Origin of the sequence: Streptomyces sp. Mut1 (assembly GCF_030719295.1) — a bacterium.
GTDB classification, from domain to species: Bacteria; Actinomycetota; Actinomycetes; order Streptomycetales; family Streptomycetaceae; genus Streptomyces; species Streptomyces castrisilvae.
Window position 1 is genome coordinate 5,579,224 of sequence record NZ_CP120997.1, and the last position, 25,520, is coordinate 5,604,743.

General features: G+C 72.2%; 20 protein-coding genes. 14 read left to right on the forward strand and 6 right to left on the reverse strand.

All coding sequences use genetic code 11. The features are described from left to right. Positions 1-48: 48 nt before the first annotated feature. The 3 genes from P8A18_RS24410 to P8A18_RS24420 form a co-directional block, all read right to left on the reverse strand. A complete protein-coding gene (locus P8A18_RS24410; RefSeq protein WP_306057629.1) occupies positions 49-2,103 on the reverse strand; it encodes a M4 family metallopeptidase in 2,055 nt (684 codons plus the stop codon). Positions 2,104-2,500: 397 nt separating this feature from the next. Then, positions 2,501-4,390 carry an ABC transporter ATP-binding protein gene (locus P8A18_RS24415; RefSeq protein ID WP_306057631.1) on the reverse strand — a complete coding sequence of 630 codons (1,890 nt, stop codon included), beginning with the start codon at positions 4,388-4,390 and terminating at the stop codon, positions 2,501-2,503. Beyond that, complete coding sequence (locus tag P8A18_RS24420) at positions 4,387-6,405, reverse strand: ABC transporter ATP-binding protein (protein ID WP_306057633.1); 2,019 nt, start codon at positions 6,403-6,405, stop codon at positions 4,387-4,389. The genes P8A18_RS24415 and P8A18_RS24420 overlap by 4 nt, the downstream gene beginning before the upstream one ends. 178 nt (positions 6,406-6,583) lie before the next feature. On the opposite strand from P8A18_RS24420, the gene P8A18_RS24425 reads away from it, so the two are divergent. The 4 genes from P8A18_RS24425 to P8A18_RS24440 are packed head-to-tail and all read left to right on the forward strand — an operon-like array spanning position 6,584 to position 10,288. After that, entirely contained in the window at positions 6,584-7,540 is a 957-nt protein-coding gene (locus P8A18_RS24425) for an ABC transporter ATP-binding protein (protein ID WP_306057635.1), read from the forward strand. Position 7,541: 1 nt separating this feature from the next. Next, a complete protein-coding gene (locus tag P8A18_RS24430) occupies positions 7,542-8,330 on the forward strand; it encodes an ABC transporter permease (RefSeq protein WP_306057637.1) in 789 nt (262 codons plus the stop codon). 20 nt (positions 8,331-8,350) lie between these two features. Then, complete coding sequence (locus P8A18_RS24435) at positions 8,351-9,613, forward strand: sensor histidine kinase (protein ID WP_306057639.1); 1,263 nt, start codon at positions 8,351-8,353, stop codon at positions 9,611-9,613. A gap of 24 nt (positions 9,614-9,637) precedes the next feature. After that, positions 9,638-10,288 (forward strand): response regulator, encoded by a 651-nt coding sequence (locus P8A18_RS24440; RefSeq protein ID WP_306057641.1) that lies wholly within the window; start codon positions 9,638-9,640, stop codon positions 10,286-10,288. Between the two features lie 74 nt (positions 10,289-10,362). Here P8A18_RS24440 and glgX read toward each other — a convergent pair whose 3' ends face one another. Beyond that, positions 10,363-12,609 carry a glycogen debranching protein GlgX gene (gene glgX, locus P8A18_RS24445; RefSeq protein ID WP_306057644.1) on the reverse strand — a complete coding sequence of 749 codons (2,247 nt, stop codon included), beginning with the start codon at positions 12,607-12,609 and terminating at the stop codon, positions 10,363-10,365. A 150-nt stretch (positions 12,610-12,759) separates the two neighbouring features. On the opposite strand from glgX, the gene P8A18_RS24450 reads away from it, so the two are divergent. From P8A18_RS24450 to P8A18_RS24485, 8 genes are all read left to right on the forward strand, one after another. After that, positions 12,760-13,992, forward strand: a complete 1,233-nt coding sequence (locus P8A18_RS24450; protein WP_306057646.1) for a L,D-transpeptidase — start codon at positions 12,760-12,762, stop codon at positions 13,990-13,992. 289 nt (positions 13,993-14,281) lie between these two features. After that, positions 14,282-15,481 (forward strand): L,D-transpeptidase, encoded by a 1,200-nt coding sequence (locus tag P8A18_RS24455; RefSeq protein WP_306057648.1) that lies wholly within the window; start codon positions 14,282-14,284, stop codon positions 15,479-15,481. 114 nt (positions 15,482-15,595) lie between these two features. After that, positions 15,596-16,363: an enoyl-CoA hydratase/isomerase family protein gene (locus P8A18_RS24460; RefSeq protein ID WP_306057650.1), complete on the forward strand. Its 768-nt coding sequence runs from the start codon at positions 15,596-15,598 to the stop codon at positions 16,361-16,363. A gap of 251 nt (positions 16,364-16,614) precedes the next feature. Continuing rightward, positions 16,615-17,130, forward strand: a complete 516-nt coding sequence (locus P8A18_RS24465; protein ID WP_018550125.1) for an ATP-binding protein — start codon at positions 16,615-16,617, stop codon at positions 17,128-17,130. A 397-nt stretch (positions 17,131-17,527) separates the two neighbouring features. After that, positions 17,528-18,331: a polysaccharide deacetylase family protein gene (locus P8A18_RS24470; RefSeq protein WP_306057652.1), complete on the forward strand. Its 804-nt coding sequence runs from the start codon at positions 17,528-17,530 to the stop codon at positions 18,329-18,331. Then, positions 18,331-19,536: a YncE family protein gene (locus P8A18_RS24475; protein ID WP_306057654.1), complete on the forward strand. Its 1,206-nt coding sequence runs from the start codon at positions 18,331-18,333 to the stop codon at positions 19,534-19,536. Before P8A18_RS24470 ends, P8A18_RS24475 begins: the two co-directional genes overlap by 1 nt. 94 nt (positions 19,537-19,630) lie before the next feature. Further along, positions 19,631-19,846 carry an EF-hand domain-containing protein gene (locus P8A18_RS24480; RefSeq protein ID WP_018550129.1) on the forward strand — a complete coding sequence of 72 codons (216 nt, stop codon included), beginning with the start codon at positions 19,631-19,633 and terminating at the stop codon, positions 19,844-19,846. Positions 19,847-19,878: 32 nt separating this feature from the next. After that, positions 19,879-20,841: a CopD family protein gene (locus P8A18_RS24485; RefSeq protein ID WP_306057656.1), complete on the forward strand. Its 963-nt coding sequence runs from the start codon at positions 19,879-19,881 to the stop codon at positions 20,839-20,841. Positions 20,842-20,853: 12 nt separating this feature from the next. Here the strand turns inward: P8A18_RS24485 and P8A18_RS24490 are convergent, their stop codons facing one another. Together P8A18_RS24490 and metG are read right to left on the reverse strand one after the other, a co-directional pair. Beyond that, positions 20,854-22,344, reverse strand: a complete 1,491-nt coding sequence (locus P8A18_RS24490) for a carboxylesterase/lipase family protein (protein WP_306057657.1) — start codon at positions 22,342-22,344, stop codon at positions 20,854-20,856. A gap of 150 nt (positions 22,345-22,494) precedes the next feature. Further along, positions 22,495-24,201, reverse strand: a complete 1,707-nt coding sequence (gene metG, locus P8A18_RS24495; RefSeq protein WP_306057659.1) for a methionine--tRNA ligase — start codon at positions 24,199-24,201, stop codon at positions 22,495-22,497. A 343-nt stretch (positions 24,202-24,544) separates the two neighbouring features. On the opposite strand from metG, the gene P8A18_RS24500 reads away from it, so the two are divergent. Continuing rightward, the gene (locus tag P8A18_RS24500) at positions 24,545-24,865 is read left to right on the forward strand and encodes an SseB family protein (RefSeq protein WP_371933787.1); all 321 of its coding nucleotides are present in this window, start codon (positions 24,545-24,547) and stop codon (positions 24,863-24,865) included. After that, the gene (locus tag P8A18_RS24505; protein WP_306057662.1) at positions 24,862-25,518 is read left to right on the forward strand and encodes a hypothetical protein; all 657 of its coding nucleotides are present in this window, start codon (positions 24,862-24,864) and stop codon (positions 25,516-25,518) included. Before P8A18_RS24500 ends, P8A18_RS24505 begins: the two co-directional genes overlap by 4 nt. The last annotated feature ends 2 nt before the right edge of the window (positions 25,519-25,520 follow it).

Consider the following 25,520-nt stretch of genomic DNA (forward strand, 5'->3'; position numbering starts at 1 on the left):
CGCGTCAGCGGCGGATCGTGCGGTGGGGGATGGTGCGTTGCGTCCGGATCAGAAGGTCAGCTTGAAGCTGTTGATCTGACCGCCGTAGTAGTAGTAGAGGTCCTGGACCTTGAGCTTCCAGGTGCCGTTGGCCGTCTCCGACGAGGCGTTGACCGTGTAGGTCGTCTTGACGTCGTCCGCCGAGTCGTTGATGTTGGCGTTCTTCAGCCGGTAGGTGCTGCCGTCCGGGGCGACGAGGTCGATGACCAGGTCACCGCGCCAGCTGTGGGTGATGTCCACGCCGACCTTGAGGGCGCTGGGCGCGTTGCCGGTGCGGCCGGTGACGGTGACCGAGCTGGTGACCGCGGCGCCGGCGTCCGGGATGGACACGGCGGCCTTGTTCTCGAAGACCGTGCCGTCACCGGGCTCGCCCGGGTCCGTGCCGCCGCCGGAGCGCTCACCGACGTTGATGCCGGCCCACGCGTCCTGCACCGCCTTGTACTCGGTGCTGGTGGCGCCGTACAGGTCGGCGGCCACGGCGAGCGTGCCGGTGCGGGCCGCCGCGTAGTTGGTGGTGGAGGTGAACTTGGTGGTGAGCGCCTTGAACCAGATCTGCTCGGCCTTGGCGCGGCCGATGCCGGTCACCGGCAGGCCGTCGGAGGTCGGGGAGTCGTAGCTGACGCCGTTGATGGTCTTGGCGCCGCTGCCCTCCGAGAGGAGGTAGAAGAAGTGGTTGGCCGGGCCCGACGAGTAGTGCACGTCGATGTTGCCGAGGCCGGAGTACCAGGCGTCCTTCGAGATCCCGTCCCGGCTGGGCTTGTCCTGGTAGCGCAGCGGCGTGCCGTCGCCGTTGATGTCGATCTTCTCACCGATGAGGTAGTCGCCCTTGTCGGTGGCGTTGTTCGCGTAGAACTCGACGGCGGTGGCGAAGATGTCGCTGGTCGCCTCGTTGAGGCCGCCGGACTCACCGCTGTAGTTCAGGCCGGCGGTGTTGGAGGTGACACCGTGGCTCATCTCGTGGGCCGCGACGTCCAGTGCGGTCAGCGGCGCGGCGTTGCCGCTGCCGTCGCCGTACGTCATGCAGAAGCAGCTGTCGCTCCAGAAGGCGTTCACGTAGTTGTTGCCGTAGTGGACGCGGGAGTACGCGCCGACGCCGTCGCCCTTGATGCCGGTCCGGCCGTGGACGTTCTTGTAGTAGTCCCAGGTCTCGGCCGCACCGTAGTGGGCGTCCGCCGCCGCGGTCTCCGGGCTGCTGCCGTTGCCGTCGCCCCAGACGTCGTCGGCGCCGGAGAAGAGGGTGCCGGTGCCGGACGTACCGTGGTTCAGGTTGTACGTCTTGTGGTTGCCGCGCGTGGTGTCGGTCAGGTTGTACGAACCGGCGGTGCCCGAGGTGTTCAGGGTGACCTGGCCGCTGTACTCCGTGTTGCCGATGCCGTTCTCGATCGCCTGCCACTCGTAGAGCTTGGCGCCGGAGCTGGCGTCGGTGATCACGTGCAGCTCGTTGGGGGTGCCGTCCTCCTGGAGGCCGCCGACCACGGTCTCGTAGGCGAGCTGCGGGGTGCCGGAGGCCAGCCAGACGACCTTGCGGGGGGCCTTGTCGGCGGCGGTCCTGGACGAGCCGTCGGCCTTGGCCAGGCCGACGGCCTGCTTCTCGGCGGCCGCGGGGGTCACGTCCGCGGTCAGGCCGACGGCCTTGAGCTGCTTCGTGGTGGCGTTGGACGCCTTGGTGATGCTCTGGGTCACGCCGGCCTTCGACTCCTGGACGACCAGGTCGCCGCCGAGGACGGGGAGTCCGTCGAGGGTGCGCTCGTACCGGGTGTGCGTGGTGCCGTCGACGTCCTGGATGACGTCCTTGACGAGGAGCTTCTCCTGCGCGCCGAGACCGAGGTCCTTGGCGGTGGCCGCCGTGCTCGCGGTGGCCTCGCGGATCAGCTCGGCACGCTGCGAGGGCGAGAGCTGCTTGGGCAGGGCGCCGGGGTTCGCCGTGGAGGCGGTGGAGGCCTTGGTGGTGCCCGCGTCCGGTGCGGCCGAGGCCGACCCGGTCTGCACTCCTACGGCGAGGAGGGCTGCTGCGGCTATCAGAGCGCCGGTCGCGGTGGTACGACGGCTGGGCGTGGATCTCACGCGGACTCCTTCTGCGAGGGGGGTACCGGCGGCTCGGTGAGCCGTCCGGGCAGAGCAAGCAGTGCGCAGAACGGGGTGAAGCGTGTCAGCCGATGGCCGGTCCTGTCAGGGCCTCGTCAAGAAGTTGGCCGGAACTCGTCCGTTACCGGAAGGGGCATGTTCGTTAAGCGGACGTTTCGCCGGTGTTCACGGCAGGCCCCCGGGGGAGGGCTCGGGGGCCTTCGTGGCCCCAACGTGCAGGGGCGCGTCGAGATCGTGACGGACTTGACCATGTGCTACGGGATTGTGAAGAACCGGAAAGTTCCCACCTGGCGAGACGGCCGGCAAGTGTGGCGCGTTCCCGGCCGTCCTCCCTCGTACGGCGAAGGAGGACGGCCGGGCACCGGCGCCGGGAACGTCAGGCCAGGCTCTCCCGCCAGGCGCGGTGCAGGCCGGCGAACCGGCCCGTGCCGGCGATGAGTTCGGCGGGCGATCCGTCCTCCACGATCCGCCCGTGCTCCATCACCAGCACCCGGTCCGCGACCTCCACGGTCGACAGCCGGTGCGCGATCACCATCGCGGTGCGGCCGTGCAGCACGGTGTCCATCGCCTGCTGCACCGCCCGCTCGCCGGGGATGTCGAGCGAGCTGGTCGCCTCGTCGAGGATCAGCACAGCCGGGTCCGCGAGCAGGGCGCGGGCGAACGCCACCAACTGGCGCTGACCTGCGGAGATCCGACCGCCCCGCTTGCGTACGTCGGTGTCGTAGCCGTCGGGCAGACCGGTGATGAAGCCGTGGGCGCCGATCGCCTTCGCCGCCTGCTCGATCTCCTCGCGGCTCGCCTCCGGCCGGCCGATCGCGATGTTCTCGGCGACCGTCCCGGAGAACAGGAACGCCTCCTGCGTCACCATCACCACCCCGCGCCGCAGTTCGGGCATGGCGAGGTCCCGCAGGTCGGTGCCGTCCAGCAGGACCCGGCCCTCGGTCGGGTCGTAGAAGCGGGCCAGCAGCTTGGCGAGCGTCGACTTGCCCGCGCCCGTGGAACCCACCACCGCCACGGTCTGCCCGGCCGGGACGGCCAGGTCGAAGGCGGGCAGCACCTCACCACCCGTGCGGTACGCGAAGCTCACCGAGTCGAAGACCACCTCGCGGCCCGGCCGGCCGCCCTCCCTGGCCGGCAGCTCGCGCGGCTCCAGGGCCTCCGGGACCGTGGGCCGCTGGGCCAGCAGGCCGGCGACCTTCTCCAGCGAGGCGGCGGCCGACTCGAAGGAGTTGAGGAACATGCTCAGGCGGTCGATCGGGTCGTAGAGCCGCCGCAGATAGAGCACCATCGCGGCCAGCACGCCGAGCGCGAGCCCGCCGGAGGCGACGCGGTAGGCGCCCCACAGTACGATTCCGGCCACCGCCGTGTTGGCGACCAGCCGCGAGCCGACGACATAGCGGGCGTTCTCCAGCATCGCGTCGCCGTTGGTGCCCTGGTGACGCACGTTCAGCTCCCGGAAGGCCGCGTCGTTGACGGGCTCGCGGCGGAAGGCCTGGACGGGCCGGATGCCGTTCATCGTCTCCGCGAACTTCACGATGACCGCGGCGATGGCCGTCGAACGGGCCGCGAAGATCACCGAGGAGCGGCGCCGGTAGAGCCGCACCAGCAGGTACAGCGGCACGAACGACGCCACGGCCGCCGCGCCCGTGGCGAGGTCTAGCCAGAGCAGCAGCACGGCGATGGAGATGAACGACAACAGGACGTGGATCAGTTCCTGGAGCCCCTCGTCCAGCAGCTCCCGCAGCGACTCCAGGTCCGTGGTGGAACGCGAGATCAGCCGCCCCGAGGTGTACCGCTCGTGGAAGTCCACGCTCAGCGCCTGCGCATGCCGGAAGATCCGGCCGCGCAGGTCGAGCAGCACGTCCTGGTTGACCAGCGCGGACATCCGGATGAACGCGTACTGGAGGGCCCCCGCGCCGGCCGCGCACAGCGCGTAGCCCACCGCCACGGCGATCAGCGGCCCGTAGTCGTTGTCGCGGAACGCGGGCACCCCGCTGTCGATCGCGTAGGCCACCAGCAGCGGGCCCGCCTGCACCGCGGCCTGCTGCACCAGCAGGAACAGGGCGGAAGCGGCGACCCGGCCCCGCATCGGGCGCAGCAGCGAGCGGAGCAGCTGCCAGGTGGCGCCGCGCGGGGCGGGCAGGTCGTCGCGGTCGAAGGGGTCGCCGTCCCCCTTCGCGGGCGGCCCGTCCGCCGACGGCGCGAGGCGCTCGTCCTCGTCGCCGCCGCCCGGCTCCGCCGGCCGTCCGGTCGTGGTGCTCGTCATCGGGTGCTGCCCTCCTCGGCAGGGGCCATCGCGCCCAGGGAATCGTCTTCGGCCGTCCGTGTACCGGGCGGACCGTCGCCTGTCCGCGTACCGGGCGCCTCGGCGCCGGGCCCGGTGCTTCCGTCCTCGCCGACCGGAACGTGCTCGCCGGCCGGGATGTCCTCGCCGACCGGAACCTTCTCGCCGGCCGGGATGTCCTCGCCGGCCGGAGCGTGCTCGCCGGCCGGAACGTCCTCGGCTCCGGTGCCCGTGCCGGACATCAGCCAGGCGTACTCGGCGCTGGTGCGCAGCAGCTCCTGATGGGTGCCGACCATGCTGATCCGGCCCTCGGACAGCAGCGCCACCCGGTCCGCGAGCATCACAGTGGACGGCCGGTGCGCGACGACCACCGCCGTGGTCTCCTCCAGGACGCGCCGCAGCGCCGCCTCCACCCGCGCCTCCGTGTGCACGTCGAGCGCCGAGAGCGGGTCGTCCAGCACCAGGAAGCGCGGCCGGCCCACCACGGCCCTGGCCAGGGCGAGGCGCTGGCGCTGGCCGCCGGACAGGCTCAGGCCCTGCTCGCCGACCTCGGTCCCGACGCCGAGCGGTAGCTCGTGGACGAAGTCGGCCTGGGCGACCGACAGCGCCCGCCGCAACTCCTCGTCGCCCGCCCCTGCCGCGCCCATCAGCACGTTCTCCCCGACGCTCGCCGAGAAGAGCGTCGGCTCCTCGAACGCCACCGACACCAGCTCCCGCAGCCGGGCGCGCGGCATGGCGGTGATGTCCTCGCCGTCCAGGGTGATCCGCCCCGCCGTGGCCTCGTGCAGCCGGGGCACCAGGGAGGTCAGTGTCGTCTTGCCGGAGCCCGTCGCCCCGACCAGGGCCATCGTCTCGCCGGGCCGGATGTGCAGATCGATCCGGGCGAGGACGGGCGCCGAGCCCTCCTCCGCGTCGGGGTAGCGGAACTCGACGCCCTCGAAGCGCATGCCGCCCGCCTCCGGGGCCGCTTTGGTGCCGTCCCCGGCCGCCGCCGCGGCGTCCTCCTCCTCGGCGACGTCCATCACCTCGAAGAACCGCTCGGTCGCCGTCGCCGACTCCTGGCTCATCGCCAGCAGGAAGCCGATCGACTCGACCGGCCAGCGCAGCGCGAGCGCCGTGGAGAGGAACGCGACCAGGGTGCCCGCCGACAGGCCCCCGTCCGCGACCTCGATCGTGCCGAAGACCAGCGCCGCCCCGATGGCGAGTTCCGGCAGCGTCGTGATGACGGCCCAGATCCCCGCGAGCAGCCGGGCCTTGCCCAGCTCCGTGGTGCGCAGCCGCTGCGCGAGGACGCGGAAGGCCTGCGCCTGGCTGCGGTGCCGGCCGAAGCCCTTGATGATGCGGATGCCCAGCACGCTCTCCTCGACCACGGTCGTCAGATCGCCGACCTGGTCCTGCGCCGCGCGCGCCACCTTCGCGTACTTCGTCTCGAAGGCCGAGCAGATGATCACGAGCGGGACGACGGGCGCGAGCAGCACCAGGCCCAGCGTCCACTCCTGGAACAGCAGGATCACGAAGCCGACCAGGATCGTGGTGCCGTTGACCAGCAGGAAGGTCAGCGGGAAGACCAGGAACATGCGCAGCAGCATCAGGTCCGTCGTCCCGCGCGACAGCAGCTGCCCCGAGGGCCAGCGGTCGTGGAAGGAGACGGGCAGGCGCTGGAGGTGCCGGTAGAGGTCGGCCCGCATCGACGCCTCGAAACCGGCCAGCGGACGCGCCACCAGCCATCGCCGCACCCCGAACAGCACCGCCTCCGCGATGCCCAGGAGCAGCAGGAACAGCGCGCCGAGCCAGACCCCGCCCGGGTCCCCGTCGGCGACCGGGCCGTCCACGATCCACTTCAGGATCAGCGGGATCACCAGCCCCAGACAGGAGGCGACGACCGCCACCAGCGCCGCGCTGAACAGCCGGGTCCGTACCGGCTTCACATATGGCCACAACCGCAGAAGAGAACGTACGGCGGACCGGTCCTTGGGCTCTACATGTTCCTGGTGCATCAGAGTGAGCCTACGGTCCGTCCGGGGAATCGTTCCTGTGTTTTTATCCCGCCGTCCGACGCCCCGCACGCGGCGTACGGCGGGCGGGGTCGTAGAGCCGCGTCAACCGATCGGACGATGCGGGTCCGAGCGCGATGGCGGATGCCGCCGCGGGCCACGGACGCGGATGCTCGGTGCCATGGCAGTCATCGAAGCGAACGGGGTGCGCAAGGCCTACGCCGGCCGCCCCGTGGTCGACTCAGTGAGCTTCACCGTCGACGAGGGGGAGATCTTCGGGATTCTCGGTCCCAACGGCGCGGGCAAGACCACCACCGTCGAGTGCGTCGCGGGGCTGCGGGTCCCGGACGCCGGGACCGTCCGGGTCGCCGGGCTCGACCCCGTCGCCGAACGCGACCGGGTGACCCGGCTGCTCGGCGTCCAGCTCCAGGAGAGCGAACTCCAGCCCAAGATCACCGTACGCGAGGCCCTGGACCTGTACAGCGCCTTCCACCCCAGCCCCGCCGACTGGCGGCCGTTGGCCGAACGGCTCGGCCTGGACACCAAGCTCGACACCCGCTTCGCCCGGCTCTCCGGCGGCCAGAAGCAGCGCCTGTCCATCGCGCTCGCCCTCGTCGGCCGGCCCCGCGTCGTCATCCTGGACGAGCTGACCACCGGCCTCGACCCCCGCGCCCGGCGCGACACCTGGCAGCTCATCGAGGACGTACGCGACGGCGGTGTCACCGTCGTGCTCGTCACGCACTTCATGGAGGAGGCCCAGCGCCTCTGCGACCGCATCGCCGTGATCGACAAGGGCCGCGTCGTCGCCCTCGACACCCCCGCCGGGCTGGTCGCCGGCGCCGACGGCTCCACCGTCATCTCCTTCACCCCGTCCGCGCCGCTGCCCGAGGCCGAACTCGCCGCGCTGCCCGAAGTCGCCTCGTACGAGGACCGGGACGGCCAGGTCGTCATCAACGGCACCGACGAGACCGTCAACGCCGTCATCTCGCTGCTGGCCCGGCTCCGCGTCACCGCCCACCGGCTCCGCGTCGCCGAGGCCACCCTGGACGACGCCTTCCTCGGCCTCACCGAACACCCCGACCTCACCGAACACCCCGGCCCCGCCGACGGGCGCGGCCTCGCAGAACGGACAGCCTGAGATGGCCACAGCGCACCCCGCCCCCGCCGCCCCGCACCCCGCCACCGCGTCCGGCGCGACGCTCGCCGTCCTCAAGTCGGAGACCCGGCTCTTCCTGCGCGAACCGGGCAGCCTGTTCTGGATCGTGATCTTCCCGACCGTGCTCCTGACGATCCTGGGCCTGGTCCCGTCGTTCCGGGAACACGACGACGGGCTCGGCGGCCGCCGCGTCATCGACCTCTACGTCCCCGTCGCGGTGCTGCTCGCCCTGATCATGTCCGGGCTCCAGGCCATGCCGCCCGTACTGACCGGATACCGCGAACGCGGCATTCTGCGCCGCATGTCCACCACCCCCGTGCGGCCCTCCGCCCTCCTCGGCGCGCAGATCGCGCTGCACGGCGCCGCGTGCCTCGTCTCCGCCCTGCTGGTCACCGTCGTCGGGCGGATCGCCTTCGGAGTGCGGCTGCCCGGCCAGGCGCTCGGCTATCTGCTCGCCCTGCTGCTGGCCGTCGCCTGCGTCCTGGCCCTCGGCTCGCTGATCTGCGCCCTCTCCCGTACGACGAAGATCGCCGCCACCGTCGGCTCGGTCGTCTACTTCTCGATGATGTTCACCGCGGGCGTCTGGGTCCCCGTCCAGGCCATGCCCGACGCGCTCCGCCGCATCGTCCAGGTCACCCCCTTCGGCGCGGCCTCCCAGGCACTGGACCAGGCGGCCCGGGGCGACTGGCCCGGCTGGGCGTACCTCGGAGCGGTCGCCGCCTGGACGGCGGTGGCGGCCTGGGTGGCCAACCGTACGTTCCGGTGGCAGTAGGCGCGGGGGAGACTCCTCCCATGAGCGCGCACGAGGACGCCGGGACGGCGGTCGAGCTGTGGTGGGGCCGGTTCTTCCGGTACGGGCCGTACGGGCTGCTCGGCCTCGCCACCGTCATCGCGGTCGTGACCCGCGACCTCGTCATGACCCACGCCGACGAGCGCGGCGCCCTCGTGCTGCTCCCGGCGGCGCTCGTTCTCCAGCTCTGGTGGACCAGCGCCGGCATCCGCCCGGAGAGCAGGCCCGCCCAGTGCTACTTCGTCGCCCGCACCCTGCTGGCCCTCGGGCTCACCTGGTGCAACCCCTTCTACTCGATCTACGCGGTGCTCGGCTACTTCGACGCCGCCCGGGTGCTCCCGTACCGAGGCATGAGGGCGGGGCTGCTGGCCACCGCCGTCATCATGGCGGGCGCGCAGAGCGGCAGCCCCCTGCCGCCCGCCACCCTCATGAACTGGGTCGTCTTCGGCGTCGTGCTGGCGGTGCACGCGACGCTCGCCATGGTCTTCGCCCAGATCGGCAACCGGGAGGCCGAGCAGGCCCGTTCGCAGACCGACGCCATCGCCGCCCTGGAGTCCGCCAACGCCCGCCTCGAACAGGCCCTCGCGGAGAACGCCGGACTGCACGCCCAACTCCTCGTCCAGGCCCGCGAGGCCGGGGTGGCCGACGAGCGGCGCCGGCTCGCCGCCGAGATCCACGACACCATCGCCCAGGGCCTCACCGGCATCATCGCCCAGCTCCAGGCCGTCACCTCCACCGCCGACAGCGCCCCCGGCCTCGCCCGCGAACACCTGGCGCGGGCCTCGGACCTGGCCCGGGAGAGCCTGGGCGAGGCCCGCCGCTCGGTGCACAACCTGCTGCCCGCCGCCCTGGAACACGACGACCTGCCCGGCGCGCTGAAGAAGACGGTCGCCACCTGGTCGCGCCGCACCGGGGTCCGCGCCGACTTCACCGTCACCGGAACCGTCGAGCCGCTGCACGACGAGGTCGGCGCCACCCTGCTCCGGATAGCCGAGGAGGCCCTCGCCAACGCGGGCCGGCACGCCGGGGCGAGCCGGGCCGGGGTCACGCTCTCCTACATGGGCGACGAGATCACGCTCGACGTCCGCGACGACGGCCGCGGCTTCGACCCGGTCGCGCTGCCGCCGTACCGGGGTGCCGGGGGCTTCGGCCTCGGCGGGATGCGGGCCCGCGCCGAACGCATCGCCGGCACCGTCGAGGTGGAGACCGGGCCCGGCCTCGGCACCGCGGTCTGCGCCCGCGTCCCGATGGTCCCCGACCAGTGAGACCGTCCCGTACCGTGGTGCGCCATGGACCGGGAACCCGCGCGCGTCATCACGCTGATCGTCGTCGACGACCACCCCGTCGTGCGGGACGGGCTGCGCGGCATGTTCGCGTCCGCGCCGGAGTTCCGGGTGCTCGGTGAGGCGGCCGACGGGGTCGAGGGCGTCGAGATGGCCGCCCGGCTCGACCCCGACGTCGTGCTGATGGACCTGCGGATGCCGGGCGGCGGCGGGGTCGCCGCGATCACCGAGCTGACCCGGCGCGGTGCCCGCTCCAAGGTCCTGGTCCTCACCACGTACGACACCGACTCCGACACCCTGCCCGCGATCGAGGCGGGCGCGACCGGCTATCTCCTCAAGGACGCCCCGCGCGAGGAGCTGTTCACCGCCGTGCGGGCCGCCGCCGACGGCCGGACGGTCCTGTCACCGGCCGTCGCCTCCCGCCTGGTCTCCGCCGTCCGCACCCCGGCCCCCGCCGGCAACGAGACGCTGTCCGCCCGCGAGCGCGAGGTGCTGGCGCTCGTCGCCAAGGGGACCTCCAACCGGGAGATCGCCGCCGAGCTGTTCATCAGCGAGGCCACCGTGAAGACCCACCTCACCCATCTGTTCGCCAAACTGGGCGCCAAGGACCGGGCCGCGGCCGTCGCCCTCGCGTACGAACGCGGCATCCTGGGCTAGGGCCTGTCTTCAAACTGCCGTCGTCGCCCGGCAGACGGCAGTTTGAAGACAGGTCCTAGGGCCTGTCCGGCCGCTCACTCCCGTACCCGCAGCAGCAGGACCGACCGCTCCGGGACCGTCAGCCGCGCGCCGCCCCGGTGGACCGTGCCCGGCGCCTCGGCCTGGTCCTCCCGCGAGGTGTCCAGGAGCAGTTCGTACGCCTGCGCCCACGGCGGTCCCGGCAGCAGGAGGTCCACCGGTTCGTGCCCCGCGTGCAGGACGGCCAGGAAGCTGTCGTCGGTGACCTGCTCGCCGCGCGCGTCCCGGCCCGGGATGTCGCGGCCGGAGAGGTAGAGGCCCACCGTCGCGGCCGGGGCGTACCAGTCGCTCTCCGTCATCTCCGCGCCCTGCGGGGTGAACCACGCCAGGTCCCGCAGCCCGTCCGGGGCCTGGGGCCGGCCGGAGAAGAACGCCCGGCGGCGCAGCACCGGATGGCGGTGGCGCAGCGCGAGGACCCGGGCGGTCAGCGCGGTCAGCTCACGCCACCGGGGCTGGTCGAGCAGCGACCAGTCGACCCAGCCGGTCTCGTTGTCCTGGCAGTAGGCGTTGTTGTTGCCGCCCTGGGTGCGGCCCATCTCGTCACCGGCCACCAGCATCGGCACCCCGGTCGACAGCAGCAGCGTGGTCAGCAGGTTGCGCAGTTGCCGGCGGCGCAGCGCGTTGACACCGTCGTCCTCGCTCTCGCCCTCGGCCCCGCAGTTCCAGGCCCGGTTGTCGGACGTGCCGTCCCGGTTGCCCTCGCCGTTGGCCTCGTTGTGCTTGTGCTGGTAGCTCACCAGGTCGCGCAGGGTGAAGCCGTCGTGCGCGGTGACGAAGTTGACGGAGGCGTAGGGGCGGCGCCCGCCCCAGGCGTACAGGTCGCTGGAGCCGGTCAGCCGGTAGCCGAGGTCCCGTACGTCGGGCAGCGCGCCGCGCCAGAAGTCCCGTACGGCGTCCCGGTAGCGGTCGTTCCACTCGGTCCACAGCGGCGGGAAGGCCCCCACCTGGTAGCCGCCGTTGCCGACGTCCCACGGTTCGGCGATGAGCTTGACCCGGCGCAGCACCGGGTCCTGGGCGATGACCGCGAGGAACGGGGAGAGCATGTCGACGTCGTGCATCGAGCGGGCGAGCGCCGCCGCGAGGTCGAAGCGGAATCCGTCGACGCCCATCTCGGTCACCCAGTACCGCAGCGAGTCGGTGATCAGCCGCAGCACGTTCGGCTGGACGACGTGCAGGGTGTTGCCGCAGCCGGTGTAGTCCGCGTACCGGCGGGCGTCGGCCCGGAGGCGGTAGTAGCCGCGGTTGTCGATGCCCCGCAGCGAGAGCGTCGGGCCCAGCTCGCCCGCCTCGGCGGTGTGGTTGTAGACGACGTCGAGGATCACCTCGATGCCCGCGTCGTGCAGGGCGCGGACCATCCGCTTGAACTCACCGACCTGCCCGCCCGCCGTACCGCTCGCCGAGTATCCGGCGTGCGGGGCGAAGTAGCCGATGGAGTTGTAGCCCCAGTAGTTGCGCAGCCCGCGCCGCAGCAGGTGGTCCTCGTGGGCGAACTGGTGCACCGGCAGCAGCTCCACCGCCGTCACCCCGAGGCGCTTGAGATGGCCGATGGCCGCCGGGTGGGCGAGCCCGGCGTAGGTGCCGCGCAGCTCCTCCGGGATGCCGGGGTGGCGCTTGGTGAAACCCCGCACGTGCAGCTCGTAGATGACGGAGTCCGCCCACGGCGTCTTCGGCCTGCGGTCGTCGGCCCAGTCGTCGTCATCGTGGACGACGACCCCCTTGGGCACGTACGGGGCGGAGTCCCGTTCGTCGCGCACGGTGTCGGCGACCTGCTGCTCGGGCCAGTCCCTCACATGGCCGTACACCTCGGCCGGAAGGGTGAATTCCCCGTCCACGGCCCGTGCGTACGGATCGAGCAGCAGCTTGGCCGCGTTCCACCGGGCGCCCGTCCACGGGTCCCAGCGGCCGTGCACCCGGTAGCCGTAGCGCCGGCCGGGCCGCACCCCGGGCACGAAGCCGTGCCGGATCTCGTGGGTCAGCTCGGTCAGGGCGAGCCGCCGCTCCGTGCCGTCCTCGTCGAACAGGCACAGCTCGACCGCCTCCGCGCCGCCCGCCCACAGCGCGAAGTTGGTGCCCGCGACCCCGTCGGGGCCGGTCCGGAAGCGGGCGCCGAGCGGCATCGGCGTGCCCGGCCACACCTCGGGACGCCGGTGCCCGGACCCGGTGGCGGCGACCCGTTCGGCCGGGGCCCCGGCCGTCCCCGGGTCCGGTTCCGGTACTGCCTCCTGCTCGGCTGCGCTCGACACCTGCTCGCCTCCCGCGGCTCGTGGGACCGGCACCGGAGGGGCGGCGCGGCGTCCCGGCCGCGGCTCCCCGGGTGGGGCCGTCCCCTGTGTTCTGCCCACGACTGGCCCCGCCCTCACGTTTCCCCCGGCCCGCCCCGTCGTTGGGGGGACGTGACTCACGTAGCGAAGAAGGCAGGGGCGAGCCCGGCCACCGCGCCGGTCAGGCCGGGACTGCTCGCCGTACTGGTCCTACTGGCCGTTCTGACCGGCTGCTCGGGCACGGGCTCGATCATCGGAGGCAAGCCGAGGTCGCCGCAGGAGGCGATCCGGATCATCCCGGCCGACCGGGCCGAGGACGTCCGGGCGGACAGCCAGGTGGAGGTGACGGTCCCCGACGGCCGGCTGGAGAGCGTCCGGGTGCGGCGGATCGAGGACGCGCGGGAGGAGGAGGTGCGGGGCGGCATCGCGAAGGACGGCCGGTCCTGGGCGCCGAACGAGGGAGCGGGGCGGCTCGGGCTGGCCGCCAAGTACAGCGTCGACGCGGTCGCCGTGGACGGCGGCGGCCACCGCTCGGCCCGGCACACCACCTTCACCACGGTGGTCCCGGCCGACCGTTTCATCGGGTACTTCAAACCGGAGAACCGCTCGACGGTGGGCACCGGCATGATCGTCTCCTTCGAGTTCAACCGCCCGGTCACCCGCCGCGCGGCGGTGGAGCGGGCCATCCGGATCACGGCCGATCCGGCGGTGGCGGTGGCGGGCCACTGGTTCGGCAAGGACCGCCTGGACTTCCGCCCGGCCGGTTACTGGGAGCCGGGCACCGAGGTCACCGTCGACATCGGGCTGCGCGATGTGGAGGGGGCGCCGGAGGTGTACGGCAGCCAGCGCAAGACGGTGCGGTTCACGGTGGGCCGGGAGCAGATCTCCCGCGTCGACGCGGCCGCGCACACGATGGAGGTGCGCCAGGACGGGCGGCTCGTCTCCACCGTCCCGATCACCGCGGGCTCCCCGACGACCACCACGTACAACGGCAGGATGGTGGTGAGCGAGATGCACGACGTGACGCGGATGGACGGGCGGACCGTCGGCTTCGGCGGCGAGTACGACATCAAGGACGTGCCGCACGCCATCCGGCTGACCGAGTCCGGCACCTTCCTGCACGGCAATTACTGGTCCGACGAGGACGTCTTCGGCTCCACCAACGTCAGCCACGGCTGCATCGGGCTGCGTGACGTCCAGGGCGGCAGCGGCTCATCCCCGGCCGGCTGGTTCTTCGACCGGACACTCATCGGGGACGTCGTCGAGGTCGTCAACTCCAAGGACAAGAAGGTCGCACCTGACAACGGCCTCAGCGGCTGGAACCTCACCTGGGCCCAGTGGAAGGCGGGTTCGGCGCTGCACTGAGAACGGCGCCGGGAGCGGGGGCGGGGCGGCGCCGGGAGCGATGTCAGGAGCGTGCGCCCCGGACCCGTGGCCTCCGGGGCCACTTGGAACGGAACGGTGACAATTCCGGGGCGATCTGCCCGCAGTCGGTGTGATTATCTCTTTGCTGAGCGCGCATGTGCAGCGCGCGGGGGTGGGAACCTACGGGTTCCCGGGGCCTAGGCGGGGCCGGGCCGTGTGAGGGGAGACGACCACATTGAACGGGCATCCGATATCGGGGACATCGGCCGGGGCGCGCGGCAGGCGGCGGATGCGGGGGGCCACCGGCCTGCCGGCCCTGGTGGTGGGTGCGCTGCTGCTGATGGTGACGGCGTGCGGCGGGGGAGACACCGGCGGCGCGGGCAAGGACGGCAAGGCGGGCGGCGTCAGGGACCAGGACACCAGCGCCTCGCAGGCCGTGGTGACCGTGGCGCCCAAGGACGGGGCCGACTCCGTCGCCACCAGCGGGGCGCTGAAGGTCTCCGCCGAGAACGGGAAGCTGACCACCGTCAAGGTGTCGGACCCCAAGGGCGGCGAGGTCGAGGGGAAGATCGCGGCGGACGGCGCGAGCTGGGTGCCCGACCAGCACCTGGCCTCGGCGACCAAGTACAAGGTGCACGCGGTGGCCAAGGACACCAAGGGCCGTGAGTCCGCGAAGGACACCACCTTCACCACGCTCGTCCCGCAGAACACCTTCATCGGCCAGTACACCCCCGAGGACGGCTCCACGGTCGGCGTCGGCATGCCGGTCTCCATCCACTTCACCCGGGGCATCACCGACCCGGAGGCCGTGGAGAAGGCCATCAAGGTGACGGCCGAGCCCGAGATCCCGGTCGAGGGCCACTGGTTCGGCAACGACCGCCTGGACTTCCGCCCCGAGCAGTACTGGGCCGCCGGCACCAAGGTGACGGTCAAGCTCAACCTCGACGGCGTCGAGGGCCGGCCCGGGGTCTACGGCAAGCAGGCGAAGACCATCTCCTTCACCATCGGCCGCAGCCAGGTCAGCACCGTGGACGCGAGCACGCACCGGATGAAGGTCGTCCGCGACGGCAAGCAGATCAAGGACATCCCGATCTCGGCGGGCGCCCCGGCCACCACCACGTACAACGGCCAGATGGTCATCAGCGAGAAGCTCCAGGTGACCCGGATGAACGGTGACACCGTCGGCTTCGGCGGCGAGTACGACATCAAGGACGTGCCGCACGCGATGCGCCTGTCCACCTCGGGCACCTTCATCCACGGCAACTACTGGGGCGGCTCGGGCATCTTCGGCTCCGCCAACACCAGCCACGGCTGCGTCGGCATCCAGGACGTGCGCGGCGGCGGGGACTCGGGCACGCCGGCGGCCTGGTTCTTCAAGAGCTCGCTCATCGGTGACGTCGTGGTCGTCAAGAACTCCCACGACAAGACGATCAGCCCGGACAACGGCCTCAACGGCTGGAACATGAGCTGGTCGGAGTGGACCGCGTAGCTCCCCGGTACCACGGCACGGACGGGCCCGGCACCGAGATTCACGGTGCCGGGCCCGTCCGCGTCCGCGCCCCGGCCGATGCCCTGCGGGTTAGCGGCGGTTAACCTGCACGGCATGACCGTAACCCTCGAAGTAAGCGGCGGCGTCGGCACGATCCGGCTGGACCGCCCGCCGATGAACGCCCTGGACGTCGCGACCCAGGACCGGCTGCGCGAACTGGCCGTGGAGGCGTCCGGGCGCGACGACGTGCGGGCCGTGGTGCTCTACGGCGGCGAGAAGGTGTTCGCGGCGGGCGCGGACATCAAGGAGATGCAGGCGATGGACCACGCGGCGATGGTCGTACGGTCCCGGGCGCTCCAGGACTCCTTCACCGCCGTCGCCCGCATCCCCAAGCCCGTCGTCGCGGCCGTCACCGGCTACGCCCTCGGCGGCGGCTGCGAGCTGGCCCTCTGCGCGGACTTCCGGATCGCGGGGGACAACGCCAAGCTGGGCCAGCCGGAGATCCTGCTCGGCCTGATCCCGGGCGCGGGCGGCACCCAGCGGCTCGCCCGGCTGGTGGGTCCCGCCAAGGCCAAGGACCTCATCTTCACCGGCCGCCACGTCAAGGCCGACGAGGCCCTGACCATGGGCCTGGTGGACCGTGTCGTGCCCGCCGACGAGGTGTACGAGCAGGCGCACGCCTGGGCGGCCCGGCTGGCGAAGGGGCCGGCGCTCGCGCTGCGCGCCGCCAAGGAGGCGGTGGACGCCGGACTGGAGACGGACATCGACACGGGTCTCACGATCGAGCGAACCTGGTTCGCCGGTCTGTTCGCCACGGAGGACCGCGAGCGCGGAATGCGCAGCTTTGTGGAGGAGGGTCCGGGCAAGGCCGAGTTCCTCTGACCGAACGTCAGTTGAGAACGTGCGACGGCGCGTTCATCCGTGCGGGCGGATTGGCGGAACCCCGGGAGAACCGTGGGGGCCGCCGCCCCCGCCGTCCCGCCGGACCCGGCCGGGGGGTGTATCGGTGCAGGTCAGAAGGGGTGCAAGAAGCCGCATCATGCCTCTGGCATATGCCAATCGGCCCTGGGGGAATCACTGATTACGGGTCGGGGATTCACCCGGAACGGCCCCGGAAGGCCCGCCGTGCGGCCATGATGGTGTGCATGGCGGGCCTGGAGGGTGTGGAGCAGCCGCGACCGCGCAGCAGCGCGACAGCGGCACGGAGGTTACCGGCCGTCGAAGACGAACAGGCGTTCAAAGCGCTGGAGTTGTTCGGAAATCCGACGGAGGGTGAAGTCCGGCTGCCCTCCCGCCCCGAGTCCGCGGCCACCGCCCGCCGGCTCACCTCGTGTGTGGTGCTGCACCACTGGGCGCTCTCCGCGCAGACCGCCGAACACGCCGTCCTGCTCGTGTCCGAACTCGTCGGGAACGCCGTGCGGCACACCGGGGCCAGGGTCTTCGGGCTGCGCATGCTGCGCCGCCGGGGCTGGATCCGGATCGAGGTGCGCGATCCCTCGCGCGGGCTGCCGTGCCTCATGCCGGTCCGGGAGATGGACGTCAGCGGGCGGGGCCTCTTCCTCGTCGACAAGCTGTCCGACCGGTGGGGCGTGGATCTCTTACCCCGCGGCAAGACCACCTGGTTCGAGATGCGCATCTCCGACCGCTGACCCCCCGCCCCCGCTCACCCGGGCGTACAGAAGCCCCCGTTTCGGCCGTGGTGCGGCGCCTCGGGGGCTTCTGTGGGGGCCGTGAAATGGGGGGTGTGTCCACGGCCGCTCGTGACGACCTGGCCCGGGTCAATGGGGGTCGTGCCACCGACTATGGCAGACGGACGACTCCCTAGTCAAAGCCGTATAGCGCGCATTGAGTGAGATATCAGGACATTTCATCGAACAAACGCAGGTGTGCTGGGTCACTTGCCTGGAAATCCATGAATATTCATGGGTATCCACGCATGATCCTTTGATCGTCCGGAATGTGGACGGCGTGTATCCCGAGGTCCTGTCGGGGGAGTCGCCGGAGTCGATCGGGATGTTCCGGTCACATCGCCCCTACTGTTCTGCCATGAACACCCCCGACGCATCGGTGCACCGCCGCAGCGCCCTGCGCGCGGGAGCCGCGGCGGCCGTCGCCCTCACCGCCGGCTGCGGTGAGCGGAACCCCGCGGGCGCGGCCGCGGGAGCCGTACCCCATGCCACGCCGAGCGGGCCCGCCGCCACCCCCGCCGGAGCGCACGCCCCCGCCCCCGCCCCGCGCCGCTTCCCCGGTCAGCCGGCACAGATCACCAGCGGCCCGCGCGACCGGGCCCGCGTCGCCCTCACCTTCCACGGCCAGGGCGACCCCGCCATCGCCAGGACCGTGCTCGCCGAGGCCGAACGCGCCCACGCCAGGGTCACCGTCCTCGCCGTGGGCAGCTGGCTCGACGAGCACCCCGAGATGGCCCGCCGCATCCTCGACGGCGGCCACGACCTCGGCAACCACACCCAGAACCACATCGACATCTCCGCCCTGGACGAGACCCGCGCCTACGCGGAGATCACCGGCTGCGCCCAGCGGCTGCGCCGGCTCACCGGCTCCATCGGCACCTGGTTCCGCCCCTCGCGCACCCAGTACGCCACGCCCCTCGTCCAGCGGCTCGCCGCGCGGGCGGGCTACCCCCACGTCCTGTCCTACGACGTGGACTCCCTCGACTTCACCTCGCCCGGCGCCGCGGCCGTCACCCGCAAGGTGGCCGGTGAGATCCGCAACGGATCGGTGGTGAGCATGCATTTCGGCTACGCGGACACGGTCGCCGCGCTGCCCCTCCTCCTCACCGAAATCGACCGCCGCCAACTGCGCGCGGTGACGACCACGGAGCTGCTGACCTGATGCCTCCCACCACACCGCGAACCACCACCCCGCGAACCACCGTCCCGCGCGCCGCCGCACTGCTCGGCGGCGTCCTGCTCGCCGCGCTCGCCGGCTGCGGCACCTCCGCCGACAAGGCCGCCCCCGCCGCCGAAGCGGCCAGCCCGACCGTCAGGGCCCGGCACGTCACCCCGCCGGGGCTGGCCGGGATGCCGCCGGTGCTCGACCCGAAGAACGTGTACGCGGCCGACGCCCCCGGAAAGCTGTCCCCGGTCGTCAAGGACTTCCCGTCCCGCGTCTACGTGCCCAACACCAACTCCGACACGGTGACGGTCATCGACCCCGCCACGTACAAGGTCATCGAGACCATCCCGGTCGGCCGGCAGCCGCAGCACGTCGTGCCGTCCTGGGACCTGAAGACGCTCTGGGTCAACAACGACGTCGGCGACAGCCTCACCGCCATCGACCCGGCGACCGGCAAGGCGGGCAGGACGGTCGGCGTCTCCGACCCGTACAACCTCTACTTCACACCGAACGGCAAGTACGCCATCGTGATGGCCTCCATGGACCGCGAGCTGGTCTTCCGCGACGCGCACACCATGAAGACGGCCAAGGCCGTGCCGGTCAGCTGCGCGGGCGTCAACCACGCCGACTTCTCCTCCGACGGCCGGTACTTCATCGTCTCCTGCGAGTTCTCCGGCGAACTCCTCAAGGTCGACACCGAGAAGATGGAGGTCGTCGCCCACCAGAAGCTGCCGTTCGACGGGGCCATGCCGCAGGACGTCAAGCTCTCCCCGGACGGCGGCACGTTCTACATCGCGGACATGAAGGCCGACGGCATGTGGGTGCTGGACGGCGAGAAGTTCACCACCCCGAAGCTGCTGCCGACCGGCAAGGGCTGCCACGGGCTCTACGTCAGCCGCGACGCCAAGGAGATGTACATCTCCAACCGGGGCGAGGGCTCCGTCTCCGTCTTCGACTTCGCGCACAAGAAGCTGGCGAAGAAGTGGCACCTGCCGAACGGCGGCAGCCCGGACATGGGCGGGGTCTCCGCCGACGGCAAGGTGCTGTGGCTGTCCGGGCGTTACGACGCCGAGGTGTACGCGATCGACACCACCACCGGCAAGCAGCTCGCCCGCATCCCGGTGGGCAGCGGCCCGCACGGCCTCGCCGTCTACCCCCAGCCGGGCCGCTACTCGCTCGGCCACACCGGCGTCTTCCGCTGAGCCCCGGGGAACCCACCCACCGGCCGCTGTGAGAGCCACCCCGGGCGCCCGATAATCTGAGCTTCGTAGGACAGTCATACGAAGGGGTGGAAACGTGGCGGACATCGAGTCGGCGCGCAAGGCTTTCGAGCGGTACGACCTGAACGGCGACGGGCTGATCTCGGCCGCCGAGTACAAGAGCGTCATGGCCCAGCTCGGCGACCCCCACGTCACCGAGCCGGTCGCCCAGGCCGTGATCAACTCCCACGACGCCAACGGCGACGGGCTCCTCACCTTCGACGAGTTCTGGGCCGCGCAGAACAAGGGCTGACACCGGGGCGGCCGGGAAGGGGAGGGGTGCCAGTGGATCCCGCCCGTGCGCCCGCACCCGCCCGCCGCCGGTCCGTCACCGCCGTCCTGGCCCTGGCGGCGCTCTGGGCCCCCGCCGTGGCCGCGGCCCTGCTCGGCGCGTCGGCGGCCACCCACGGAACCGGTGAACTGCGCATCCCCGGCGCCGGGACCGCGACCCTGCTGCGCGCGGTCCTCTTCGGCGCCCTCGCCGTGCATCTGGGCGCCCTCGCCGTCACCGCGCTCGCCCGCTCCGTCCCCGGCCGCCCGGACACCGCCCCGCGCGGCTGGTCCGCGGCCGCCTCGGTCGCCGGCGCCCTCGCGGCGGCGGGCCAGATCGCCCGGCTCGCCCGGGTCAGCGACCTCGGCCTGGTCGAGACGTACGCGACGCGCGAGGGCGGCCTGCTGCTCCTGACCGCCAACGGCTTCGCGCTGGCCGCCTGTTGCGCGGTGAGCAGACGCCCCGGCCTCGCCGCCCTGCCGCTCGCCGCGGTCGTCGGCGCGGAGGCGCTGCGGGCCCACCCCGAGGCGTACAGCCCGCTGGTGGGCGCCGCGCTGACCGTCGTGCACCTGACCGCCGCCTCGCTGTGGACCGGCGGGCTCGTGCACGTCCTGCGCACCCTGCGCCTGTGGCGGGCCGCCCCGGACGCGGCCCGCACGCTGCTCGCCCGGTACGCGCGCCTCGCCGCGTGGCTGTACGCGGCGCTCGCGGTGACCGGTACGTGCAGCGCCCTGCGCCGGCTGCCGGCGGATGTCGTCCTCACCTCGGCTTACGGACGCACCCTGCTCGCCAAGCTGGCGCTGATGGTGGTGGTGAGCGTCCTCGCCCTGAGCGCGCGGCGGCGGCTGCGGAGCGGGGCCGACCCGGCCGGCGCCCACCGGGCCGCCCGCCGCGAGGTGGTCGCGCTGGTGGCCGTCGTGCTGGTCTCCGCCGTCCTCACCGTCGTCCCCGACCCGCACTGGCTCAGCACCCGCTGACCCGCGTACGCCCTACCGGTACGGCGGCCAGCCGCGCAGCTCGTCGTCGCGCGGGGACCGCACCAGCCGCGGCGCGCCCGGCCCGAAGCGCATCACCGGGCGCGAGGCGTTCCAGACCGGCCAGCCCGGGTCGCCGGACGTCGCGAACCGCACCCAGGCCGCGTGCATCGAGGCGGCCAGCTCGCGCGGGGCGTCCGGCCCGGCCAGCGCCACGGCGTCGGGCCCGCCGAGGGTGTCGAAGACGAAGCCGATCTCCAGCGCGTGGCAGGCGCCGAGCCCCATCACGGGGGAGGGCCAGCCGAACTCGTAGAGGCGGGTGGAGCCGGGGCCGGCCGTACGGGCGTCGGCCAGCCGGTTCAGCGGCACCCGCAGCAGCACGTCGGTGGCGAGCGCCCCGAGCAGTTCACCCGGCGTGGCACCGGGCCGGTTGGCACGGTACGTCCGCGCGGTGGCGCGCGGCACCCGGAACTTCAGCAGCGCCAGCCGGAGCCTGGCGCGCGAGAGCTGTTCGGTCAGGCCGCTGGGCACGAACCAGAGGCGGTACTCCTCGGTGTTCGAGCCCATCAGCAGGTCGACACCGGACGCGGCGCCGGCGCGCAGGGCCTCCATCGGGTCGCGGGGCAGCAGTTCGCCGTCCACCACGATCCGGAAGGCGTTCCCACCGGTCAGCGGGGTGCCCTTGGCCGTCACCTCGCCCTGCGCGGCCAGCAGCGCGGCCGGGGCCACACCGGCCAGCGCCTCGGCCGTCGCCGCCACCCCCAGCCGCTTCGCGACGAGTTCGGTCGTCCGGCGCCCCTCGGCCACCGGCACCGCGTCCGGCGCCCCGCTCTGGAGCACGGCCCGCCGGAACAGGCCCCGGGCCCGGGGAGCGGCGAGCAGCGCGCCGAGGCTGATGGCCCCCGCCGACTCGCCGCACACCGTGACCAGGTCCGGATCGCCGCCGAACGCCGCGATGTTGTCCCGTACCCAGGCGAGGGCGGCCAGCTGGTCGAGGAGGCCGCGGTTGGCGGGGGCGTCCGGGAAGACCCCGAACCCCTCGATGCCCAGGCGGTAGTTGAGCGACACGAGCACCACACCGTCGCGGGCGAACGCCGTCCCGTCGTACAGCGGCAGGACGGACGAGCCGTGCAGCAGCGCGCCGCCGTGTATCCAGACCAGGACGGGCAGCCCGGTGCGGTCCGGGGACGGCGTCCAGACGTTCAGGTTGAGGCAGTCCTCGCCCGGCACCGAGGGATCGGCCAGCAGCCGGTCGAGCGGCGGGGCGTACGGCCGCTTGGGCGCGGTCGGGCCGAAGTCCACCGCCGCCCGCACCCCGGCCCACGGCTCCGGCGGCTCCGGCGGACGGAACCGGAGCGGGCCCACCGGGGCGGCCGCGTACGGGATGCCCCGGAACACGGCGACGCCCCGCTCGTGCGCGCCCCGGACGGTTCCATGGACGGTGTCGGCGTGCGGGGCGGACCGCCCGGCGGACGGCCCGGATATCGGAGGGGGTGCCGCTGCCATGGGATACCGGCCCTTCCGCGGTCGTCGGGGCGTGGGTTCCAGCAGACCACGGACCCGGACGGGTGGCCAGGGGTGGGCCGCCGAAACGGCGAAGGCGGGCCCGCGCACCCGTCCTGCGGTGCGCGGACCCGCCTTCGCCGTCCCGTGCTGCTACTGGGCGCCGAACCGCGAGCGCCAGGCGTCGAGGTCCTCGTCGGTGATCTTGGCGAAGAGGACCGGCGGCACCGTGAACGCGGTCCCGGCCGGCACGGACGCCAGGGCGCGGGCCTCGTCGGCGCTCACCCACGTCGCGGTGTCGTCGGCCAGGGCGAACGCCTCGCGCATGGCCCGCGCGGACGACGGGATGAACGGCTCCGAGACGACCGCGTACAGGTGGATCAGGTTCATCGCGGTCCGCAGGGTGAGGGCCGCGCCCTCCTGGTCGGTCTTGATCTCCAGCCAGGGGGCCTTCTCCTCCAGGTAGGAGTTGCCCGCGCTCCACAGTGCCCGCAGGGCCTGGGCCGCCTTGCGGAACTGGAGCCCCTCCATGTGGCCCTCGTACTCGGCGAGCAGGCCCGCGATCTCCTCGCCCAGCTTCCGCTCGGCGTCCCCGGCCTCCTTGCCCGCGGGTACGGCGTCACCGAACCGCTTGCGCGAGAAGGACAGCACCCGGTTCACGAAGTTGCCGAGGGTGTCGGCGAGGTCCTTGTTCACCGAGGTGGCGAACAGCTCCCAGGTGAAGGACGTGTCGTCCGACTCCGGCGCCTGCGCCATCAGGAAGTAGCGCCAGTAGTCGGCCGGCAGCAGTTCGAGGGCGGTGTCGGAGAAGATGCCCCGCTGCTGGGACGTCGAGAACTTGCCGCCGTAGTAGTTCAGCCAGTTGAAGGCCTTGACGTGGTCGACGCGCTTGACCGGCTCGCGGGTGCCGATCTCCATGGCCGGGAACATCACCGTGTGGAACGGGACGTTGTCCTTGGCCATGAACTGCGTGTACCGGACGTCGGACGCCTCGTACCACCAGGACTTCCAGTCCCGGGTCTCCGGCTCCAGGTCCGCCCACTCCTTCGTCGCACCGAGGTACTCGATGGGGGCGTCGAACCAGACGTAGAAGACCTTGCCCTCCGCCGCCAGCTCCGGCCAGGTGTCGGCGGGGACGGGCACGCCCCATTCCAGGTCACGGGTGATCGACCGGTCGTGCAGGCCCTCGGTGAGCCACTTGCGGGCGATCGAGGAGGCCAGGTGCGGCCACTCGCCGCTGGTCTCGTCGATCCACGCCTCGACCTCGCCGTCCAGCTTGGACTGGAGGAGGAAGAGGTGCTTGGTCTCGCGGACCTCCAGCTCGCTGCTGCCGCTGATCGCGGAGCGGGGCTCGATCAGGTCCGTCGGGTCCAGCACCCGGGTGCAGTTCTCGCACTGGTCGCCGCGCGCCTTGTCGTACCCGCAGTGCGGGCACGTACCGACGATGTAGCGGTCCGGCAGGAAGCGGTCGTCGGCGATCGAGAAGACCTGGCGGATCGCCCGCTCCTCGATGAAGCCGTTCTCCTGGAGCTTGCGGGCGAAGTGCTGCGTGATCTCGCGGTTCTGCGCGGAGGAGCTGCGGCCGAAGTAGTCGAAGGAGAGCCCGAAGCCGTCGTAGACCGCCTTCTGCGCCTCGTGCTGCTCGGCGCAGAAGTCCGCCACCGGCAGCCCGGCGGCCTTCGCGGCCAGCTCGGCCGGGGTGCCGTGCTCGTCGGTCGCGCAGATGTACAGCGCCTCCTCGCCCCGCTGGCGCAGATACCGCGTGTAGACGTCCGCCGGGAGCATCGACCCGACCAGGTTCCCCAGGTGCTTGATCCCGTTGATATACGGAAGCGCGCTGGTGATCAGGTGTCGAGTCATCGTCGGATGCTCCCAATTTCTACTGCGATGAGCCGTCTGCGGCCCGGCAATGGAGTCGAGGTCGGATTCCTGCCGAGGCGGCACCACTCGCATGCGGAGCGTGCCGGTACCTCTGTTGCAGGCCATGGGCATCCTATCGAATGGGGGGAGGCGTCCCTTACCGGATTTCCGCGGGGGCGGCCAGGCCTGAGAGAACCGCGACCGGCCGGCCACGCGTCCTGGTCTACGGTGTCGTGAGTTCGCAGGAGGGGGAGGGGCCGTGGAGCGATCCGGGGGAGCGCTGGCCGAGCGCATAGCCGAGCGGAGGAGCGGGGTCGGGGACCCGCGGGCGCTGGTCGGTGAGATGCGGCGTTCGGTGCTTCTGGTACCGATGTCCGGTGACTGTCTGTGGTCGGCGCGGGTGGGCGGGGTGCGGTGGGTCCACGGCTTCACGGACGAGACGGCTCTGGCCCGGTTCGTCCGGCACCACGTCCCGGGCGATCAGCCCGTGGAGTACGCGGCGCTGCTGGGAGCGCGGATCGTGGACGAGATCGTGCCTGCCCTGGGTGAGCCCGCCGGTCTGGCCGTGGACGTCGCGACGGAGGACGGGGCGATGTTCTTCCCGCCGGTCGTGGGGATCGTTCCGGAGGCAGTTGCCGTCGATGCCGGTGAGGTGCGGGCGTGAGCGGCGACGGCGCGGATCTGCACCTCGACAAGTCGTCGGTGGCCAAGTTCACCAAGGGGCTGAACTCGACGATCGACGAGCTGGGGGATCTCGGTGGTGCCACCGGTTCGGTGATGGGCAAGGGCTTCTCGGAGCTGTCGATGACGGGGATGGAGACCGGGCACCACGGGCTCTCGGTCGACTTCGAGGACTTCTGCGAGCGGTGGGAGTGGGGGGTGCGGGCGCTGGTGCGGGACGCGAGCGGGCTCGCGGACCGGCTGGGGCTTGCGGCGGGTACGCAGTGGGAGAACGACCAGTACCTCGCGGGCACGCTGAAGGTGGGTGCGAACGCCGTGTTCGGCGGGAACCCGCACGCGAGCGAGGAGGAGATCGCGCAGCAGGACTGGGGCGACATCTTCACTCCGGACTACCTGAGTCCGGACTACAGTCCGGAGTCGTTCGAGAAGGCCGGCCAGGACATGGGCCAGACCTGGAAGGACACCGGGCGCACGGTCCTCACCGAGGGGTACGGGGGCCGGCAGTCCGACCTGTTCAACAACGCGCTCGGCATCTCCGACCAGCAGTTCGACGGCATGCTGGACGAGACGTTCGGCCCGTCGCCGGAGGAACGCGCTCAGCAGGCGCAGCAGCAGAGTGAGCCGGGGGGCAACTGACC